The following is a 19,797-nucleotide window of genomic DNA, read 5'->3' as shown; positions in this document are numbered from 1 at the left end:
ACAGGGGGAGCCCCCCCGGGGGGCGGCAGCGCAGCCCTCCGGGGATGCGGGGAAACTCCCCCCTTCCTTCCAAGACTCGCTCACCCTGGGCGCCTCTGCTCCTCGAAACAGCGACGCTCCGGTGTGATCAGTGATGCCGACTAGCAGCCCGTGCACACGGGAGCTTCACGTACTGCTTCGCCGGGGTTCGCATATCCTGTACGGAAAAAGCCGGTAGGGGGTCGGCCCGGTGGCATTCCAGGAAATGCTCACTGCGCCCGGAATCACACGATGGCGACAATGGCTCCGGTTGATTCCGAGTACCTGCTTGAGAGCGTCGATGATCGGCCCCAGGCTGATATTGACACCCGCCCGCCAGGCCCAGCGGTATCCTCCCGCTCACCGCTGGTCAGCCCGTCGCGCTCACCCGCGTCGATCTCGGCCTGGCGCACCCATCGCCGCACCGAGGTCTCGGTCAGATCGAAGTCGCGGGCCACCTCGCTGATCGACCGGTCCCCCCGCCGGCACGACTCGACGATCTCCGCCCTGAACTCCGGTGTGAACGACCGCCGCACACGCGGTTTCTTCTTCGCCATGTTCTCCATCATGGACATCCTCCTGGGGGCGAGCCCCTGATCTGAGGTGTCCGTCAAACCGGAGCAGGCCTAGCAGAATCGCCAGGATATGTGACTTAGCGCGAATGTTTGCTCTCGAGCTCAAACGGCCGATCCGCTGTCGGTGGCCACCGCACGTGGGCACACCCACTTCTTATGGCCGGGCGGACAGGCGCATCTGAACCCAAGGGGTGATCGGCAATGCCGAGTTTGGCTGTCCGGGAACGCCACCACTGAGGTCCCTGGGCAGCGAAGCAGGGTGCGGTACAGCGGGGGAGCATAAGCGTGACGTGCTCGCGAGCGGCGGGTGAGCTGGCGGCCGCACAGCGAAATCTGTGTGACCGATGACTCGATACGATGAGCGCGGAAACAGGAAACTCCTGTGCAGGCACAGGTAACTCCGAACCGTCGACGGCACCTCATACTGCTTTCGAGAGCACAGCATGCCGACGACGTCTTGAGCTGTGTGCCGTCCCTAATGCGGCCCGCTAGGCAATCTGAGATACGAGGTAAGTCCGTCAGTCGAGAAGGTCGACGGGATCGCCTGCTCCACCCATCGTTGATGGGCAACGAGCTGCACTCTCACAGCATCCGACCACCGGAGAGGCCTCCGTGAGAAAACAGAAAATCGTACCTAAACGCTCACCTCAGAATCAAAAGTCATACAGCTACCGTCGCATGTCATTCGTAACCATCTTATTCCTGGCAGCCTCACTGCTCATCGCCTTACCTGCAACTGCGTCTCCCACGCCAACGCCTCGCATGAGGGGGTCCGTCCCTGCGCTCGCATACGTTGAGGCAGCCAAAGCCGAGGCCAAAAAGCACGGCAAGCCCGTGGAAATCCCCGACCTGCACACTGAGAACATGACGACTGTGGCCAATCCGGGCGGCAATACGGTGGGCACCTACGTTCACCCGGTCCCGATCCGCTTCAGGGATGAACATGGGAACTGGCAGCCCGTCGACACGACCCTCGTCATAGACGGCGCCACCGTCAGACCCAAGGCCGTCAAGGACGAGGTCCGACTGTCGGCCGGGGGAAACGAAGGACTGCTCAGCGTCAAGACAATTCGGGGTTCAACGCGTTTAACGGCGCCTGCGAAGTTGCCTGCTCCCGTCCTATCCGGCAACACGGCGACGTATGCAGATGCCTACGGCAAGGGCACTGACCTGATCATAGAAGTGACCGCAGCGGGCATCCGGCAGAAGATTGTGCTCAAAGAAAGGCCGACAGAACCACCCACTTACCGGGTCCCGGTCACCCCCGACGCCGGCCTGAGCTACCGCGCGAAGCCGGGCGGGGGCGAAGTGCTCGACGAGGTCGGCGGGGCGACCGAAATCTCCCCCGCGCTGATGCTCGACGCGGCCGCCGTCCAATCCCTCACCAGCGGGAAGATATCCAGGGTGGCTACCACCCTGGACGGATCCGACCTCGTGTACCGCCCAGAGGCCGGTTTCCTGAGCGACCCGGCGACCGCCTATCCGGTCACGCTGATGGCCAATCCCACGCCGTGGTATGGCGCGGGGTACCCGTCGGACACGTTCGTGAGCAACGACCCGCGCTTCACAGTGGGCAGCGGACAGCAGAACATGGACGCGATCGTTGCTGGTCGCAACAACTTCGACGGGGAAAGCTCATACTACATTTACCGCTCCTATCTGAAATATGATCTGAGCAGCGCCCCCTTCTACGGTCGGCCGATCCTCAATGCCGACGTGCGGCCATGGAACTACATCACCACGCACTGCGGCGGGCCCGACGACACTCCGAAAATGGTGGTGCGCCGGGTCACCAGCGATTGGGCACTCGACGCATCCAGCCCTGTCAACCTGCGCTGGAACCAGCAACCGTCCACGACGACAGCGGGCCAGGCGCTGAAGGGCGGAGGCGTGGGCCGCATCAGAAAGGCGGGCAGCACGTACGTTCACTGCTCTGCGCCCGCCCAGGAGCTGTACTACACCATTGAGGATATCGTCCAAGCGTGGTCCGATGGCTACCCGAACTACGGCCTGCAGATAGCCGCCTCCGGCGACACCAGCGGCACCTCGAACTTCCGGGAGTTTCTCAGCACCGAGTGGGCCGGCACCGGCGGCCGAGGGCCCGTGCTGTTTGTCGAGTACGATGCTCCTGAACCGCCGACCCGCGGGTTCTTCATCCCAGGCCCCAGCGACGGAACGCCCCCCACCGACCAGGAGATGGAAGCTCACCTCACGGACCTACCCGACAACCCGGTCCTGCCGGTTCTGAATGCGGATCAGACACGGGCCCTGCGCGAGGACGCCGAGGACCACTTCATCCAAGATTCAGGTTTCGGCTTTTACCCTGTTGAAGAGATCACCCGTGAGCGATGGCTGTCGGAGCTCGATCCGGAGGAGGAGACAGCCGAGCCGGAACCAGACAGCACACCCCCGGTGGTCACCTCAACAGAGCCCGCCTCCGGCGTCGGAAACGTGCCGACATCCGCTATCGTGCGCGTCACGTTCGACGAGCCTATATCGGACCCTGAGTTCAGGTTGTGTGATGAGTCTGCCACACTCGTGGCGGGAGACATGACCGTGCACGGCACCTCGGTGAGCTTCGCCCCCGCGCAACCACTGGCCCCAAGCACCACCTACATCGCCGAAATACGCGGCGCAGTGGATGTGGACGGCAACGCTATGGCCGCACCATACTCGTGGAGTTTCACCACGGCCGCCACTACTGAACCGCCCGAGGGGCTCGTGGCGGCGTACGGCATGAACGAGGGTGCCGGAACGTTGATCGGAGACGCCTCCGGCAAGGGCAATACCGGCCAGGCCCGCGACACCGCCTGGACTACTGGTAGGCATGGCCGAGCGCTGGCCTTCAACGGCTCCACGAGTTGGGTGACCGTCGAAGACTCACCATCCCTGCGACTAGACACCGGCATGACCCTGTCCGCCTGGGTCAGACCCACCACCCTCACCAACTGGCGCCCGATCATCACCAAGGAACTCTCTACCGACGAGGAAGCTTCCTACGCCCTGTATGCCTCCAATGGCACCGGCCCATCCGGCTGGCTGCAATTGAACGCCGACGTGGGTACCGTAGACGCCACCTCGCCGCTGCCCGTCGGCACCTGGAGTCACGTAGCCTTCACCTACGACGGCGCCACCGCACGCCTGTACGTCAACGGTGCCCAGGCCGCCCAGGCATCCCACAGCGGATCGTTGCAACTCGACAACGGATATCTGCGAATCGGCGGCAACGACGTCTGGTCCGAATACTTCCACGGCGACATCGATGAGGTTCGCATCTACGACCGCGCCCAGAATGCCGAAAGCATTTTGACCGATATGAACAGCCCGATCGGCGCACCGGCAGGTAGCGCCCGCCCACCGACAGATACCGGTATACGAGCGGCAGGCAAAAACTTCCCTTACGACCGCGTCGAGCACCCCGATTGTCAGAAGATTAGAAGGCCCGAGGTGTCCCATGTTAGATGGCTGAAGAATTCCTTCAACGCTTGCTGGACGGGCCAGATCGGGGAGCAGAAGCAGGATGGAACCGGGCGCTGGTGGTCGGCGCGCATAAGCGTCATCGCACACACCTACGTCGGTTACTCCGATGGCAACACAGCCGCCAGGGGGCTGGCGGGCACGCACAGCCGCCAGATCAAGGTCTGGATCAGAGTTGACAAATTCAACCCCGGGACCATGCCGCAAGCGGCCCAGCGCCAGTTCTCCGTACATGTCAACAACACCTCGAGCTGTACGTCAGACAAGCCTCAGGGAATCCTCGATTCGGTTGGCGACTGGACGGAGGCCGATCGGGTTATCACCTTGACCTCGCCGAAGGGAGATTTTGCCGCGCCGGATCACTTCGGCTATTGCGGCATCCAGCCTTCACTCTTCTACCCCGCGGCAGACTCGGATTCGAAGGTCAAATTGATGGACAATCAGCGGACTGAGTTCCGCTGCGACAGCTCAGATAAGATCCCGCACTTCGCAGGCGGCTGCGTATTGTGGAGCAGTCGGCCGACCTGGTCCCTCGACGGCAACGAGAAGGAATCCGAACAGACGGCGGATCACATCTGGACCGCACTCCACGATCCCCAAGCCACCGATCCGAAGTTCCCAGGCCAGACCAAAAATATTCCAGGCAAGATCAATCCTCGCGACCGTGGCTGCAAGAGCAAAAGTGGCTGCCTCACCAGATCAATGAGCAACCGTAAGACCAAGGGAAGTGTTGCGAACAATAATTATAAGGCCGCGGTCAAACAATGCAATAAGCTCGACAAAACCGGATTCACCAAGCCTTCATGCGACGAGTACCCGTTCGCCTCCACCCATGAGGGTTCGGCGTATGCAGGGATCAATTTCTCCGTCGCCATCGTGGAGAGGGGGGACAATTGTAGCGGCGGATCGAAGCTCAAGAATTGGTACCTCTGGAACCGCGTTCTGGAGAAGGATCCGTTCTGGGTGCACGTGACTAAGAAGGGTGACAGTCCGCCGCCCCATCTCATCCCGGCTGATGGGCCTGAGATTATAACAGAATGTGACGAATGAACTTCGTGTCGGTGCGCCGGTCGGGGGTTCTCCGGGCGGCGCACGGCCGTCATCGGCTATCTTTGACTGCGGGACATACCGACGGAAGGGTTGGGCGGCGTCATGGCCGACGCACGGTACCTGTCGTGGTTCGAGCAGTGGTTCGGCGACGCTGACACTTTGACCTGGTGTTCTGCTGCCTCTTCCCGTGACGTGCTAGCGGCCTACGGCATGGCCGCCGTGCCACTGGAAACTGGCCGTATGACCGAGCTGATGGAATGGCGCTTGCTTGCCGGGCATGTAGGAGATCGCATGCTCGTCGTTCAGACGAACGGCTGCCCGGGCGACGAGGTCTTGGATCAACTCGCCCGCTTCGGTCCAGCGCTTAGTGTCCAGTGGAGCGACACCGCGCCGCCGGCGGTCACCTATCTCGAGGAAGGGCAAGTAGTAGCCGCGTTCGATCCATTCGAACTGGAATTCAATTCCGTTCCGGACGTCGGCGCGGTCGAGCGGTGGCTTGCTGGAACACCTGCCGGGCGGCAGATGTGGGAAGAAGACTGGGCGCTAGCCGTGCTTTTCACTGCGGAAGCGTTGTGTGGCGAGGCGGTCGACGACGTTTGGGTGCGCAGATCGCACACTGTCGTGCGCTGAGCTCGAACTCGGGACCATGATAGCCGAGCTGTTATGGCGTAGCCATCGGTTGCGCACGCTCCGGTGCCGGTATGGCCTCCGAAAGGCTTCGTTAGTTTCGTTCTATAGTGGACGCGTTCACTGCGAAGATCCTCTGAGTGGCTGGTCTTCTCTCTCAATCCCGATGTGCCGGGCACTCATCCGTGTATGTACGGGCTAGAAACCAATTCGCTCAGGTCGCTGAAGATACGTCCGCCCCGCCCGGTCGCCAGCACCGGCTCGCAGGGGCCGACCCAGTTGTCTAGTGCCGCATCACGCAACCTTGGTGGGGTAACTCGTCCATGACCGGATCGGGGAACTGGCCGCGAAGCTGACCTTCGGGGCCGTGTGCTGGTTGTGCCAGCGGATGTAGGCCGCGATGGCGGCGTTCTGCTCCTCATGGCTACGGTGGTCGGTGCCGTTCAACGCGAAGTACCGCAGGGCGGCGAGTTCGGACCCGATCCAGTTCAACCACGACCCGTAGATCGGCAAGAAGACCAGCTCGACGTCGTTGCCCCGGGCCCAGGACCTGACCTCGGCGCGTTTGTGCGGCGAGTAGTTGTCACAGATCACATACAGGCGCTCACCCGGCCGACGGGCCCGCAGCGTCTTGAGGAAGGCCAGGAAGCCGGTCCATCGTTTGCGGCGCCGGATCCGGTAGTAGAGCCTGCCGGTGGCCAGGTCCAACGCGCCGAGCAGGTGCCGGACACCGTCGTCGCGGTGATAGGTCGCCCGCAGCCGCCGCGGACGCTTGCGTGGCCGCCAGGTGCGGCCTTTGCGCGGCTGGAGGTTGAGCGGGCCGAACTCATCGGCGCAGATCACCCGCCCTCCCTGCGGCCGGGTGTCGTACAGGGCCAGGACCTGCCGCATCTTGGCGATGAAGTCCGGGTCGTCGCTGCTCTTCCAGGTGGTGGTGGCCTGCCAGGAGACGCCGCCCGCCTTCAAGATCCGCGCCAGGTGCTGGGGGCTGATCGAGGTCACCAGCCTGATCCGCCGCAGGTGGGCGGCGAGCTTGGCCAGGCTCCAGGTGGAGAACGCGGTGATGCCCCATTCGGCGGGGGTCGTCCGGGCGATCAGGCAGATGCGTTCACGCACCCACTCACTGATCCTCCGCGGACGGCCCCCGCTCCATTTTGGGTCCAGGGCCTCGAACTTCCGCTCGTTGAAGGCGTGCACGACCTGCCGCACGTAGTCATCGCCGACCTGCATCAGTGTTCGGATCGCCGAGGCCGGCCGCCCTTGTGCCGACATCAGCACCACGATCACCCGCCGCAGCTTCACCGGGTCTTTGGCAATCCGGGTGATCTTCTGCAGGCGCCGGCCCTCCTCCAACGACAACGCCCGGACGAACACCTCGGGCTTACGCGCCACGACCACCTCCCAGAACTACTCCGGGACAAGGCTGGCGTGCTCACTCACCGAGATCAATAACCCCGGCAAGGTTCGATGATGCGGCACTAGCACGGACAGCCGGACCAATCCGACTCCGGTCTGCACGGTCTTGCTGATGTCAGTGCCAAAGCTGCCACTCTTGTATCGGTGCCTCGCGCCTACTGCAGCTCAGAATATACGACAAGTCAGTCTTCAGCGCTTTCAGTACCCCCTTGGACGCTCGCTCAGCATCGAGTCCGAGAGGTCAATCAGGCTCGCACCAGGGTTCCGACCCGCTCGTGACTCCCAACGAGGGTGATGGTCAGCGCCGTTGTTCCTAGTGAGACCGCCATGAGGTACCTTTATCATGAAACATTGGGATGACCTCCACAGGTTCAATGCACTTAGAGTGATCGCCTTTATGGCTAGGGTGATATCGCGGCATCGCCTACAGCGGCTTCGCCCAACTCCTGATCGGGAGTAGGGATATAGCTTCCTGGAGGCCCTGATCTGTTCGACTGCAAGGGAATGGTCTTCGACAAGGAACGCCAAGTCGTGACATGGTATCCCCGCTGCCATGAAGCGATGCCATCTAGTGCCTTGCGCCGCCAGAATTGTTCGGTAATCATACAACTGCCAGCTACGTGCGGAGCGGAAAGCTCACCTGAGGGGTGAAGCGAAGCGTATCCATGGTGTCGCAACACGTGTACCAGCCCACGAAGTGCAAGAACGGGGAGAGTCATGCGAACGAGTACGCGTACCGACCGCCTGTCCGTTTCTGACCGTTTGGACTGGTGGGAGCAGATCGATGTAAAGGCCACCATCCCGACCAGGGGCAGTGAGTGTGAAAACGGCTTCCGTGCCAGCCTTTGCGCGATGGACATCGGTGCTCTCCAGCTGCACGCATTTAGATTTCCATCGCCGCAGGTATTTCGGGCACCCGAACTGATCGGCTGCTTTGACTCCAACGTGTATGTTCTGTGGTTGGCCATGAGCGGCACCATGCAAATCACCCAGCGCAGGCGCAGCGCCGCACTTGCCCCCGGCGACCTGGTGATTTACGACAGTTCCTACCCTTTCACCGGGTCAACGCATGGGGATCCCATCGACAGTTTCGCTGGACTCCAATTGCATGTCCCCAAGTCGCTGGTACCGCTCCCAGGCGACAAGCTCACTAGACTTACGGCGACCCGCCTCCCCGCCCAAAGTGGCATTGGAGCAGTGGTACGCCGCCATCTGGTCGGTTTAACCCGTCATATAGCCGACTGCACCGCCACTGACGCCGCCCTATTGGCGACTATCACCCTCGACCTATTCGCTGCTTTGTGTGCCCACCACCTCGAAGCCCCCGCAGTACGGCCTTCGCAGACTCCCACCAGGGCATTGCAGGAGCGCATTCTGGCCTTCATCCACCGTAACCTTGCTGATCCCCGCCTGACGGCAGACGCGATCGCCGCCGCCCATCAGATTTCCACCCGGCACCTCTACAAACTCTTTCAAGAGCAGGAAGTGAGCGTGGCCGCCTGGATCCGCCAACGCCGTCTGGAGCGCTGCCGTCACGACCTGGCAGATCCTCACCTAAACGCCCGTCCGATCCACGCCGTCGCGGCTCGGTGGGGGTTTCCGAACAAGGGACACTTTAGTCGGCTGTTCCGTGCAACTTACGGCATTCCACCCGCCGAGTACCGACGCCAAGTGCAGCGTGAGCCAGAAGTAGCTGTGTGCTGAGAAGCCCGCGTCTTCTCCACGACTGGATGCTGGCCGGGTCACCTTCGAACTGGCCGACGTGATAGCCCTCCCCTTTCCGACGACCACCTGGAAGTATCATCCTAGGAGGCGACAAGCTCACTTCCTCAGAATCTGTAGTCATGGTAAGGATGCTGCCGGCGTGATCCTGTTGCCGCAGGTTAAGCGGTCAGTGTCTGCGGGAGTGAGTTCTGGGCCGGTGTGTCGTCAGTGACGGGCCGGATGCAGGTTTTCGCTAGGATGTCCAGCCCATGTAACGGCGGGCTTCGGTCCATTCGTCGGTCTGTTCGGCCAGAACCGCGCTGGCCAGCCGGATGATCGAGGGCCGGTCGGGGAAGATGCCGACCACGTCCGTGCGGCGGCGGATCTTCTTGTTCAACCGTTCCTGGGGGTTGTTGGGACCAGATCTGCTGCCAGGTCTCGCGGGGGAAGGCGGCGAAGGCGAGCAGGTCCTCATGGGCGGTGTCCAGGTGCTCGCAGGCGGCCGGGCACTTGGCCTCCAGGGCGTCGATAACCCAGTCGTGCTGGGCGGCCACGGCCTCGACGTTGTTCTGGTCGAAGATGGTACGCACCAGCGTGGTCACCCACGGCTGCGCCGACTTCGGGACGCTGGTGAGTAGGTTGCGCAGGTAGTGAAGCTGTGAGGAAATAACATGGCGATTCGATCTTTTGGGTTGGATGCCGTGTTATGGCGATCTTGCCCGGGGTTCTCGATCGGCTGGAGTTGAAGTTCGAGATCGTGCTGCCGCATCTGAACGAGCGGCAGCGGCGGTTGCTGATGGCTGCCGAGGCCCGGTTGCTGGGGCATGGCGGGGTTCGTGCGGTCGCTCGGATTGCTGGGGTCAGCGAGTCCTCCGTGCGGAAGGGCGTGTTCGAACTCGAGGACGGCGGGGAGGTGTTGCCGGACGGGCGGGTGCGTCGTGAGGGCGGCGGGCGTAAGAGTGTCGAGGAGCACGACCTGCGGTTACTACCAGCGCTGTTGATGTTGGTCGAGCCGGAGGAGCGGGGCGACCCGGGGTCGCCGCTGCGGTGGACGACCAAGTCACTGCGGCGCCTGGCGGAGGAGTTGGCCCGGCGGGGGCATCGTGTATCGCTGCCCACGGTCGGGCGGTTGCTGCGTGAGAACAGGTTCAGCCTGCAGGGCAACGCCAAGACCCTGGAAGGCAAGCAGCACCCGCAGCGGGACGCGCAGTTCCGCTATATCAACGAGCAAGTTAAGAATCATCAGGCCGCAGGCGAGCCAATGATCAGCGTCGATACCAAGAAACGCGAGCAACTGGGCCGACTGCCCAACCCAGGCCGCCAGTGGCGGCCGAAAGGCGACCCGATCGAGGCTGAGGACCATATCACAGGGCCGGACGTCGATCAGGCCATCCCGTATGGCATTTACGACACCAGCGCGAACACCGGCTGGGTGAACGTCGGCATCGACCACGACACCTTAACTTTCGCGGTCGCCTCGATCCGCCGCTGCTGGCAGGTCCGAGGCCAGCGGGACTATTCGGACGCCTCCCGGTTGTTGATCACCGCGGATGCGGGCGGCTCCAACGGCTACCGGTTGCGGGTCTGGAAGACCGAACTCGCCGCCCTGGCCGCGGGGACCAGCCTAGCGATCACCGTGTGCCATTTCCCGCCGGGCACCTCAAAATGGAACAAAATCGAGCACCGACTGTTCTCCCACATCACGATGAAGTGGCGTGGGCGACCGCTGACCAGCCACGAGGTCGTCGTCAACACCATAGCCTCAACAAGGACCCGCACCGGGTTGCGGGTCGAAGCCGTACTCGACACCGCTTCGTATCCACTGGGCGTCACAATCGGGCACCCGCACGGGCGCGCGAGACGGCGAGACCTGGTTGCCCTCCAGGGTGATCGGGAACGCAGCGGCTCATGTCCGTCACCGTAATCCCGTCCTGTTGCGATCCCTCCAGGGATGATCGGGGACCGCGCGTCCATGACGACTGCATTTCCTGGACTCGCGGTTGCGATCCCTCCAGGGATGATCGGGGACCCGAGGATAACGCCGCAGGTCACCGCCGCGGTAGAAGGCCTTGGAACGGCGGATTTTGCAGCGGTTCGGCGGTAGTGCAGATGCGCAGGTCACAAGGGGTGTGGTCACAGGATGGGGTCGGTGTTGCCGAGGGGTTGGCCGATGAGTTCGGTTTGGATGTGGTGAGGGCCTTGGGTGCGGTAGATCAGAACGCTGTCGTAGGTCGGGTCGATGTGCTGCTTGATCGCCGACAGTAGCTTGCGGTGCTGTGCGGCGGAAAGCTCCCCTTGGAAGACGCTGCGTTGCACCCAGTGCAGGTACTGGCGGCAAGTTCTGAGAATGCCCGGGTTGCGTTCGGCGAGGGTGTCATAGACGACGATGACGAACACGGTCACCACCAGGGGCGGAACGGCTTGTACGGGGTGTCCTCCAGGCACAGCCGCACGACTTTGAGGGCTTCCAGGTGGATCAGCTCCTCATAGGACACTTTGCGGCGCAGGCTGCGATGGTGGACCGTGGTGGCGAGTTCGGTGCGGATGAGTTCGGAGACCTTCTTGCGCCCGTCTTTGCTGAGCTAGGCGTTGCCGACGTCGCTTTCGAAGTCGCTGGGCCGCAGGGACTTCTGGGCGGCGGCCCGTCGGAGGAGGCGTTCGGCGAACAGCGGCTTGAACGGCTCGGCGAGGTCGAGAGCGAGGGTGTTGCGGCGGCGGTCGGTGTCGGCGTGGAGGAAACCGAGGGCCGGGTGCAGGGGTGTGCAGCGCAGCGCGGTCAGTACCCGGGCGTAGACGATGGAATTGACGTAGCTGATGAACGCGTTGCCCGCGTTGGCGGGTGGGCGGCGGCTACGGCCCTCCAGGCGCAGCCATGGTGGTAGGAAGGTGTCCAGGACGGCCCAGGCGGTCCGGCGGAAGTTGCCTTCGGCGCCCATGAGCTGATCACTGGTGTGGCAGGTGGGCAGTTGCTCGGCAAGGCGGGAGAGTGGGGCGTCGAGCAGGTCGGTGTCCATGGCCCAGCGGATGTTGCTCGCGGTCGTGCTGATCAGGGCGCGTCCGAGCGTCAGCCGGACGTCCTCATCCCCGGTCAGGGCGGCCTGCCGGCGGAGTACATGGGCCGAGCTGGTGTCTTCGGGTGGGCCGATCGCCCCGGCGTAGTTGCCGTAGTGGTCCAGGATGTGGACGGTGACGCCGTGCCGGCTGAGCAGGGACACCGCTGAGGTGTTGATGTCGAGATAATCGAAGGCGATCAGGTCTCGGATGTCGGTGATCGGGATCCGGACCGGCGATTGGTCGGCCCGTTCGATTCGGACGCTGTTGTCCTCACGCCGGATCCGGCACGGCTGGGTGAGCCAGTACGTACGGGCATGGGCGGTCACGATTCCCCCCAGCAGTAGTCGATATAGGAACAACCGTGACAGGACCGCCGTTCCAGACGCGGCGGGATGGCATCCTGGCTGATCACCTGCCGCGCCTGTCGTTCGGTTTCCTCGGCGCGGTCGCGGGCCGATGCGTCCCAGGCGACGGTGACCGTACGGCGGATGAGCGGGTAATGGACGACGCCGTGCCGCACATTCACCCCTCGCCGGGACAGGAGCAGGCAGTAATGGCGGACCTGCGCCTCGTGTTGGGCGGAGGGAGCGCGCGATGATTTCGTCTCGTGGACGATGGCACCGGTGGTGACCCAGTCGATCTTTGCTTCGCCCAGATCGATATCGGCGCGGCGGGTGTAGGTGGTGTCATCGACGGCCTGGCCGTGTGCGACGGTGTCGCTGCGCTGCTCGGGGCGGTAGCCGCGGATGTAGAGCCATAGCTGGCGCGGGCAGTGCAGAAGGTACTTGATGTGCACCCCGCCGATCGCCTCATCCTCCGGCCGGCTCATAGGACCGTTTCCGGTACGGCGGCGCGCTCGCCGGTCAGGGTCAGACCGCGCTCGGTGCTGTACGGGGCGTCCACCGCCCATAGGCGGATGCGGCCCTGCGGGTCGGGCCGGATGAGCTCCGCGCGCCCGGCGGCGCGCAGGGCGGCGAGCTGGCCGTAGCGGATCGGGATGAGCAGACCGGCCGCCAACAGTGGGTCCTCTTCGCTCATGGCCTGGTATTCCTGCACGTCACTGGCCAGCAGGACATCGACGCTGTCGAAGGTCTCCTCCAAACGTTCGGCGAACTCGCTGCGGTCGTCGAACGGGTCGGTGAAGGTGAGGAAATCGCGATGGAACTCATCGCGGTGCCGCCGGGCTTCGGTCGACCAGTTCTGGCCCCAGCGGGTGGCGTAAGCGATCTGCAACCACGATTCGATGGTCTCTTCGGAGATCACCGGGCCGGAGGCGGTGGTGAGCGCGGTGCGGGCGGCGTCAAGTGCGGCCTGGTCGTAGGGGCGGGGGCCGGTGGCGAGGTGGACGCGGAACTCGACGGGGCCCTCAGGGTGGTGGCCCCGGCGGTTGATGCGTCCGGCTCGTTGGGCAATGGCCTCGATCGGCGCGATTTCGGTGACACCGCGGTCGAAGTCCAGGCACAGCGAGACCTCGACGGTTTGGGTGGCGACGACCAGCCCGCCGCTGCGCCTGGCGCCTTGTCCAGGTCGGCGTTCGGGGTGCTTGCTGAGGATGGTGCCTTCGATGGCGGCTCGGTCGATCCCGCGGAACCGTGAGTGCAGCAGAATCGCGTCGCGGTCGTTGTCGCTGGTGAGGGCGTCGTAGAGTTCCTGCGCCATGGCGACCGTGTTGGCGATGACAAGGACGCTGTGGCCCTCATCCAGCCACTCGTTGATGCGGGCCAAGCTGTCCGGGGAGTTGATCGGCTGCTCATCCAGGGCCAGGCGGTGCCGGTCGGGGGCGGTGCCGGTGGGCGCCCGATGTACCTGGACGGACCCGAGGGTGTCGGCGACCAGATCGATCATGGGCTGGGCCAGGGTGGCGGAGAGCACGGCGACGCGGCTGCCGAGCTGGTTCCACAGGCGCATGCAGGCGCACAGCCGGCCGAAGGTGGCCGGGTCGTAGGCGTGGAGCTCGTCCAGCACCATCAGCGCGTTGGCCTGTTCCAGCAGAACACTGGAGTAGCGGGCACCTGCGATCGCGGCCCGCAGCAACTGGAACGGGGTGGCGACACGGACGCGCTGGGCGAACAGTCGCATGGCGCCGGCTCTCGCTCGGGCGCGGCGGGCGTCGGCCGCCGTGGGTTCGCAGTCGTCGGCGACCGCGCGGGCCAGCAGGGTACGCGCGGCGGTGGCGTGCAGGACCCCGATGTCCGGCTGTGCGGCCGGTGCCTGAGAAGGCGCTGGCGGCGGGTCCAGGGTGGCGATGAAGCGGTCACGGGCGGCGTCGATGGAGGCGCGGTACGGCAGCAGCCACATCAGACGGGGCCGCCCCGGCATGTCGCCGAGCTGCGCCGATGCCCACGCCAGTCCGGCCTCCGTCTTGCCGCTGCCGGTCGGGGCCACCATGATGAGGTGCCCGCTGGTCGCCGCGGCCTGCCGCTGGTGCGGATAGGGAGCCGGGAGCCTGGTCAGGAAGTCGCCCGGGAGCGGCATGTGGGTCTGCAACGGTACGTGCGCGGAGCCGGAGTGGTCGGCCAGCGTGACCGCTCCTTGGAGGAGGACGGCAGTCAGGCCGTCGTCCTCGCTGACCGGATTGCCCCAGTCGGCGCGTAGCCGGGCGAAGGCGTCGCGTGCCAGCTCCCACAGGCGTCGCTGCTCGTGGGGGATCGGTACGCCGAGTCGGTCGGCCAGCCACGCCAGAAACGCGCGGTGCCGGACGACGGGAACCTGGATGCGGGGCCGACCAAGCACCGGCGCCGTATCGCGGCCGAACTTACGCTCCCAATCGGCGATCGGCGGATACTTCGTCCGTAGGTCGCCGCCGCGGGTGGAGGTCAGCGGCCGGTGGTGGAAGGCGACACCGGCGGCGATCATTTTCTGGTCTTCGGGGTCCAGGTGCCGGGTGAGCAGATCGACGTAGGCCAGTGACAGCACCTCGTGCCGCTCACCCCAGATCTCGCCGCGGGGGCGGAGTTGCCGTTGGAAGCCTTCGGCGACCTTGCCTGCGTCGTGAAGCAGCGCCGCCGTCCGTGCCCAATCCCAAAACCGCGGATGGTCGGCCAGGATGCCGGGGGAGCCGATCCGGTCGGCGACCATGTCGGTGGCTTCGCGTACGGCGAGGCTGTGCTCGGTCAGCAGCTCGGGGCGGCCCAGCCCGGATCCACGCGCGGATTTGGCCAGGACCTGGCCCAGCGCGGCGTCGGACGCCTCCTGTTCTGGCGACTTATCCGGCATCGCGGGCGCGGCCAGCCACACGGCCTGTTGCCCGTCCCGGTAGGCGCCGACGACGTCATGGACGCCCGCCGGTTCCGAACACCACAGGTAACTGCGGTATTCGGTGTGGCCACGGTCGGGGGTGATCGCCTCGGCCAGCCGGAGCGTACCGGCCAGCGGCGCCTGGTGCCCGCCTGCCGGAGCCAGCGCGTGGCCGACGTGAGCTCGCTCAGTCGGATACAGCGTGACCTGCTGGATCGAACGCACATGGACCAGATCCTGGGAGCGCCCCAGCCGCAGCCCCCACACCGGGCGGCGCAGTGCCGCCGCGATCCGGTCTGCCTCGGGTGCGGGAATCCAGACGGTGAGGTGCACCCCGACCAGGAAGGGGCGGTCGCGAATGGTCATACCGCCCTTGCCGGCGGCCACTCGCCCGGCCACGGCAGGGTTGGAGCCGTCGGCGGCGATGGGATGGTAGGTCTCGGCGTCGGTGCCCGACCCATCGACGCGGACGGCCATGCCCAGCATGACCGGCTCGGCGCGACGGCCAGTGGCCGCGGCGAGCATGCCGCGTACTGTCGAGGGCGGCGGTACCGGAAGACAGCGGCTCACACCCGGGAACATGGGATCACGAAACGAGGCCACTGGTGCGTACAGCTCGACTCTGACCGCTTCGATAATGCTCATGCTCATCGGGCGCGGTCGTCGAACCAGGTGTCGCGCTGCCCGGTACGGATCTCTTCGGCGAGGTCGCGCAACATCGAGCGGGGGTGATCGATGCTGAGGCCGCCATCATCGATGAGGTCGGCCAGGTCATGCTCCACCTCTTTGCGGGCACGCTCCAAAAAGCCCGGTCGCCAGCCCAGCCGTACCGGTGCTTCCCACTGCCCCTGCCAGGCCCGCAACTCCTCACGCAGGGCCGTGCCGCGGACCTGGAGGCCGCTCCCATCGGCGGCACCGTCGATCACGAAGCCCAGCGGATTCACGCCGCCCGCCATCGGCACCATGGCCACCAGCGCGGGCGTACGGTCTCCATAGTGCAGCGCCTTCTTCGCACCGCCGGTCAGCTCCGCCAGCGCCTCCAGCAGCAGGGCCACCCGTTCCCGGCGCTCCGGCAGCGGCAACCGGATCGCGGGCTGCCCGCGGAATGTGATGGCTTCGGCGCCCATGCTCACCGCTTGTGCCACGTTCATCGCGGCGTCGGCCGACAGGTAGTTCGGGCGGCCTGCGCCGCCCTTGTCCGGCAGTGTGAACGTGCCGACCCGCGGCAGGTCGAGCAGGAACGGCGCGGCAAGATCGGCAGTGTAGAACTCGTGAGCGTGCAGCACCGGCTCGGGGATGCCGCGTGACATCACCCCGAAGTCCTCGGTCGGCCGGGTCGGCTCTACCGACATGAACGTCCCCACCATGAAAGGGGTGTCACGCAGCGTGGTGGCCTCATCGGCGCTCTTGGCGCCCGCCTTCATGTATCCGAACAAGTCGTCATCAGCGAACCGGATCGGGTCGGCCGACGTATTCGCCTTCTGCGCCTTGCCCTGTGCCTTGCCCACTCGTTCGGTCGGCGAGGGAACCATCCCCATCGCCGTCATGGTCTCCCGCAGCCACCGTCGAAACGCCTGCGCCGACACGTACGGATACCACTGGCCACGCACGCGGGCCTTCTTCACGGGCGTGGTCGTTGTTTCCCCGCGCCCGTTATTGGGTGCCCCCGCAGTGACCGCCAGCACGATCTTGCCTGCCAGATAGCTCATCAGGCGCTTTCCTCCCCTTCCTGGTCCAACTCGCCGTCCGCGTCGAACTTGATCTCTTCAGCCTGCTCCGCATCGTCCGACTCATCGGAGCCGGCGGCGATCGGCACCTTCCTGTCCTGTAGCCCCTTGACGACGTCGAACCACAGCACGGTCCGCTCTCGCCACCCGCGTGAGCCGTCTGCCAGCAAGTCGCCCAGCACATCGGAATCCACCCGCTGGCCACGGCCGTCGAGGAGCAGGCGCGCGCTCGCCGTCAGTAGCAGTTTGTGCAGCTCATAGCCGCTGCCTGCGGCCCGCCGGTACTGATTCAGCTGGCCACGATGCGCTTCCTGGGCGATCCAATCCGCCAGCAGATCCGCCACGGCCTTGAGTCGATCGGCGTTCATGTCGTACATCACCTCCACGTACAGCCGGCACAACGCCCGCCACCGCACCAGCGTGCGCGGCGAGATCGTCTCCACATCCTCCGAACGGCGCCACAGCTCCCTCGGCAGCCGATCGGCCTGCTCCCCGTCCTGGTCGAACAGCGACCGTGCCGCCTCGCGCGCTCCTCCGGTCAACACACGCCCCTGCTTGTCGCGGCGCGTCAGTGCCCGCTGTAGGTCACGCCACCCGGCCGCGCAGTAGAGATCGGCCGCCGCCAACTGAAGGAACCGGGCGACCCCCGATCGTGTACCGGACACCCGCAGCCACGGTTCCTGGTTGTCGTTCTTGAACATCCACAGCGTCGCCGCCGCAGGCGCGTCGCCCGCATGCACACGCAGCGCCTCCAACGTCACCGCCTCCGGCCCCGCGATGGCGGGCAACCTGCCGAAGCCCAGTTGCCGGATCCGGCCCGCCCGACGTACGTTGCGGCGTACGAAACCCCGCTCAACCTGTGGGATGTCACAGGTAAGGACCGTTGCCGAGCCGGCCGTGAGCCACGCCCCGTACGGCAGCGCCCACATCGCCACCCGGCACCCCCGGCACACCGCCCAGCCCGCCATCCCCGGCGGTAGCGTGTTGACCGCCCGGATCGAGTCGAACATCGGCAGGGTCGCCTTGGCCCACAGCACTCGGCATGCCTGGCCACAGAACGTGCATCCGTATACCGGCCCGTCCACAGGATCGACGGCGAACAACTCTGCCACCTGCGTACGCAGCACCGCCGGATCCCGCTCACGCCGGGCATGCGTCGGCTTGGCGTTCGGATACAGCGCGAACAACACCTTCCACCAGTCGTAGGCGCCACTGCCCGGTGCCGCGCACCCGGCCAGCACCGCATCGGTGACGATCTGCTCGGCCACCGCATCCAGCACTTCCGGGCTGACGTCCCCGACCTGCTCTTGCCCGGCCAATACCGTCACCGCCCATGCCCCGCAGCGCTGCAACGGGTGCTCGGTCAACCGCAGCGGCCCGGACACCTGCGAGATCGTGGCCACCCCTGGAGTAGTGCTCACCGGATCCACCCGAAGCCCTCCACGGTGGACAGCCCGAGCCCCCATTCATAGAGCGCGTCGAGCAGACGCGGTGCCGCCGCGACCCGAACCCGCGCCCGGGCGCCGATGCGAAACCCTTTCGCGACATGGAACCGGCGCCGAGGACCCGCATCCAGCACCTCTACCTCCGCCTCATTCGGCAGGCCGAGGTCATCTGCCTTATGCCGGACGTTATGCATCAATCGTTCGGCGAAATGCGGATCTTCGGGAAGAAGGTAGCGATTCTGGTGTTTCACCAAAACAGGTGAAACAGTGTCGAAAACGCCCACCCCGCTCGAATGGTCGGCGACCGGGTCCAATTGCACCCCCTTCACCGACAGCACGACCGACCCCCACCGGATCTCCCGGCGCCCGGCCAGCGCCGCCAGCATGCACGCGGCGATCCGCGGCACCGGCGACCCCATCCAGACCACCCCATCGGGCGAGGTCGGATACATCCCCGCTTTATGGTGGGCACGAGGAAACAGCGGCGGAGACGTCCCTACCGGCCGCAGCGGGCTTCCCTGCCACCCTGTGTCGTGCAACTCCTTGGCGATCTCCGGATCTTGTTCCCGGATCAGGTCGTACACCACCGCCCGAGCCGACCCATGAACCTGCTCCCAGGCCATCACCGACTCACTCGCGGCCACATCAACCCGAAAACGCAACCGCCCCTCCCCCAACATCGGCCAATGAGACTGGATCAGTCCTACCAGGCGCCCCCGACAATTTCCGGGTATCGCCAAGCCCGGCCCAAACCGAGTCATGGACAATGGGGCGCGGGGGGCGATCAGGTTACTATCGCACAATTGGGGCGAATTGGCACTTATGTGTCGGGTAGACGGCGAGCCGGGCGACGGAAGTGGCCCACCCCGATCAACGATCGGGAGTCTGTGGATGGAGCCGACCGATACGCCACCTCGAGGCATCTTCGCTTTAGACGGCGAGCCTTTAAGATCCAGGTGCGGGTCACTGATACCGATGCCGGGACCGTACTTTGATCAACGCTCTGACCAGCGCAGATGCACTACCGCCGGATCGCTGCAAAATCACGCTCGACGCAGGTCTGTTTCGCCGTGCTGACCTGCAGCGTTACCCTCGGGTCACCGATCATCCCTGGAGGGATCGCAACCCGGGGATGCGGCCGGAACGGATTTCTTCTGCCACGTCACCGATCATCCCTGGAGGGATCGCAACAACCGTGGTGGACGGACACCGCCCTCGGCCTGGACGTCACCGATCATCCCTGGAGGGATCGCAACCGCAGGCAACCGAACTCACCCGGCAACAAATCGCCCGGTCACCGATCATCCCTGGAGGGATCGCAACGGGCTGACCAGTCCTAATACTACAGTCATGTTTCGTGATCTATAGTGGACTCTGTGTCGGATGGGGTGACGTCTGAGGATCTCCAGTCATGGGCGGCCGGGCTGGATGAACTGTTCGCGCGGGTCGCCGCTCGTTTCGGGCGGG

General features: G+C 65.0%; 12 protein-coding genes and 2 pseudogenes. 4 read left to right on the top strand and 10 right to left on the bottom strand.

What is annotated here, in order from left to right; all coding sequences use genetic code 11:
* Positions 1-263 precede the first annotated feature (263 nt).
* Entirely contained in the window at positions 264-587 is a 324-nt protein-coding gene (locus C1I98_RS15995; protein ID WP_158558058.1) for a transposase, read from the bottom strand.
* Positions 588-1,457: 870 nt separating this feature from the next.
* Between C1I98_RS15995 and C1I98_RS15990 the strand changes: the two genes are divergently transcribed.
* Together C1I98_RS15990 and C1I98_RS15985 are read left to right on the top strand one after the other, a co-directional pair.
* Complete coding sequence (locus tag C1I98_RS15990; protein ID WP_158558057.1) at positions 1,458-5,120, top strand: LamG-like jellyroll fold domain-containing protein; 3,663 nt, start codon at positions 1,458-1,460, stop codon at positions 5,118-5,120.
* Positions 5,121-5,222: 102 nt separating this feature from the next.
* The gene (locus C1I98_RS15985) at positions 5,223-5,750 is read left to right on the top strand and encodes a hypothetical protein (protein ID WP_111168246.1); all 528 of its coding nucleotides are present in this window, start codon (positions 5,223-5,225) and stop codon (positions 5,748-5,750) included.
* A gap of 291 nt (positions 5,751-6,041) precedes the next feature.
* Here the strand turns inward: C1I98_RS15985 and C1I98_RS43925 are convergent, their stop codons facing one another.
* The gene (locus tag C1I98_RS43925; RefSeq protein ID WP_233507904.1) at positions 6,042-7,139 is read right to left on the bottom strand and encodes an IS630 family transposase; all 1,098 of its coding nucleotides are present in this window, start codon (positions 7,137-7,139) and stop codon (positions 6,042-6,044) included.
* Positions 7,140-7,880: 741 nt separating this feature from the next.
* Between C1I98_RS43925 and C1I98_RS15975 the strand changes: the two genes are divergently transcribed.
* Positions 7,881-8,867: a helix-turn-helix domain-containing protein gene (locus C1I98_RS15975; RefSeq protein ID WP_111168245.1), complete on the top strand. Its 987-nt coding sequence runs from the start codon at positions 7,881-7,883 to the stop codon at positions 8,865-8,867.
* Positions 8,868-9,046: 179 nt separating this feature from the next.
* Here the strand turns inward: C1I98_RS15975 and C1I98_RS15970 are convergent.
* Positions 9,047-9,520, bottom strand: a pseudogene (locus tag C1I98_RS15970) (transposase); the annotation flags it as partial.
* A gap of 53 nt (positions 9,521-9,573) precedes the next feature.
* Between C1I98_RS15970 and C1I98_RS15965 the strand changes: the two are divergent.
* Positions 9,574-10,704, top strand: a pseudogene (locus C1I98_RS15965) (ISAzo13 family transposase); the annotation flags it as partial.
* A 296-nt stretch (positions 10,705-11,000) separates the two neighbouring features.
* Here the strand turns inward: C1I98_RS15965 and cas2 are convergent.
* From cas2 to cas6, 7 genes are all read right to left on the bottom strand, one after another.
* A complete protein-coding gene (gene cas2, locus C1I98_RS15960) occupies positions 11,001-11,270 on the bottom strand; it encodes a CRISPR-associated endonuclease Cas2 (protein WP_233507903.1) in 270 nt (89 codons plus the stop codon).
* Between the two features lie 179 nt (positions 11,271-11,449).
* On the bottom strand, positions 11,450-12,247 hold the full coding sequence (gene cas1 / locus C1I98_RS15955; RefSeq protein WP_233507902.1) for a CRISPR-associated endonuclease Cas1: 798 nt from the start codon (positions 12,245-12,247) through the stop codon (positions 11,450-11,452).
* Positions 12,244-12,750, bottom strand: coding sequence for a CRISPR-associated protein Cas4 (locus C1I98_RS15950; RefSeq protein WP_111168244.1), 507 nt, complete (start codon positions 12,748-12,750; stop codon positions 12,244-12,246). The genes cas1 and C1I98_RS15950 overlap by 4 nt, the downstream gene beginning before the upstream one ends.
* Positions 12,747-15,803, bottom strand: a complete 3,057-nt coding sequence (cas3, locus tag C1I98_RS15945; protein WP_267898054.1) for a CRISPR-associated helicase Cas3' — start codon at positions 15,801-15,803, stop codon at positions 12,747-12,749. Before cas3 ends, C1I98_RS15950 begins: the two co-directional genes overlap by 4 nt.
* 2 nt (positions 15,804-15,805) lie before the next feature.
* Entirely contained in the window at positions 15,806-16,867 is a 1,062-nt protein-coding gene (gene cas7i, locus C1I98_RS15940) for a type I-B CRISPR-associated protein Cas7/Cst2/DevR (protein ID WP_111168242.1), read from the bottom strand.
* Complete coding sequence (locus C1I98_RS15935) at positions 16,867-18,270, bottom strand: hypothetical protein (RefSeq protein WP_199536979.1); 1,404 nt, start codon at positions 18,268-18,270, stop codon at positions 16,867-16,869. The genes cas7i and C1I98_RS15935 overlap by 1 nt, the downstream gene beginning before the upstream one ends.
* A 32-nt stretch (positions 18,271-18,302) precedes the next feature.
* A complete protein-coding gene (gene cas6, locus C1I98_RS15930) occupies positions 18,303-19,010 on the bottom strand; it encodes a CRISPR-associated endoribonuclease Cas6 (protein WP_233507901.1) in 708 nt (235 codons plus the stop codon).
* Between the last annotated feature and the right edge of the window lie 787 nt (positions 19,011-19,797).

The organism is Spongiactinospora gelatinilytica (assembly GCF_003236385.1).
GTDB lineage: Bacteria > Actinomycetota > Actinomycetes > Streptosporangiales > Streptosporangiaceae > Spongiactinospora > Spongiactinospora gelatinilytica.
The sequence above is the reverse complement of the archived record's forward strand: the minus strand, read 5'-3'. Positions and strand labels throughout refer to the sequence as shown.

Bases quoted from the DNA above. Each gene is read 5' to 3' on its own strand.
- C1I98_RS15995 (WP_158558058.1), bottom strand. From the start codon at position 587: ATGATGGAGAACATGGCGAAGAAGAAACCGCGTGTGCGGCGGTCGTTC.
- C1I98_RS15990 (WP_158558057.1), top strand. From the start codon at position 1,458: ATGACGACTGTGGCCAATCCGGGCGGCAATACGGTGGGCACCTACGTT.
- C1I98_RS15985 (WP_111168246.1), top strand. From the start codon at position 5,223: ATGGCCGACGCACGGTACCTGTCGTGGTTCGAGCAGTGGTTCGGCGAC.
- C1I98_RS15975 (WP_111168245.1), top strand. From the start codon at position 7,881: ATGCGAACGAGTACGCGTACCGACCGCCTGTCCGTTTCTGACCGTTTG.
- C1I98_RS15950 (WP_111168244.1), bottom strand. From the start codon at position 12,750: ATGAGCCGGCCGGAGGATGAGGCGATCGGCGGGGTGCACATCAAGTAC.
- cas3 (WP_267898054.1), bottom strand. From the start codon at position 15,803: ATGAGCATTATCGAAGCGGTCAGAGTCGAGCTGTACGCACCAGTGGCC.
- cas7i (WP_111168242.1), bottom strand. From the start codon at position 16,867: ATGAGCTATCTGGCAGGCAAGATCGTGCTGGCGGTCACTGCGGGGGCA.
- cas6 (WP_233507901.1), bottom strand. From the start codon at position 19,010: ATGTTGGGGGAGGGGCGGTTGCGTTTTCGGGTTGATGTGGCCGCGAGT.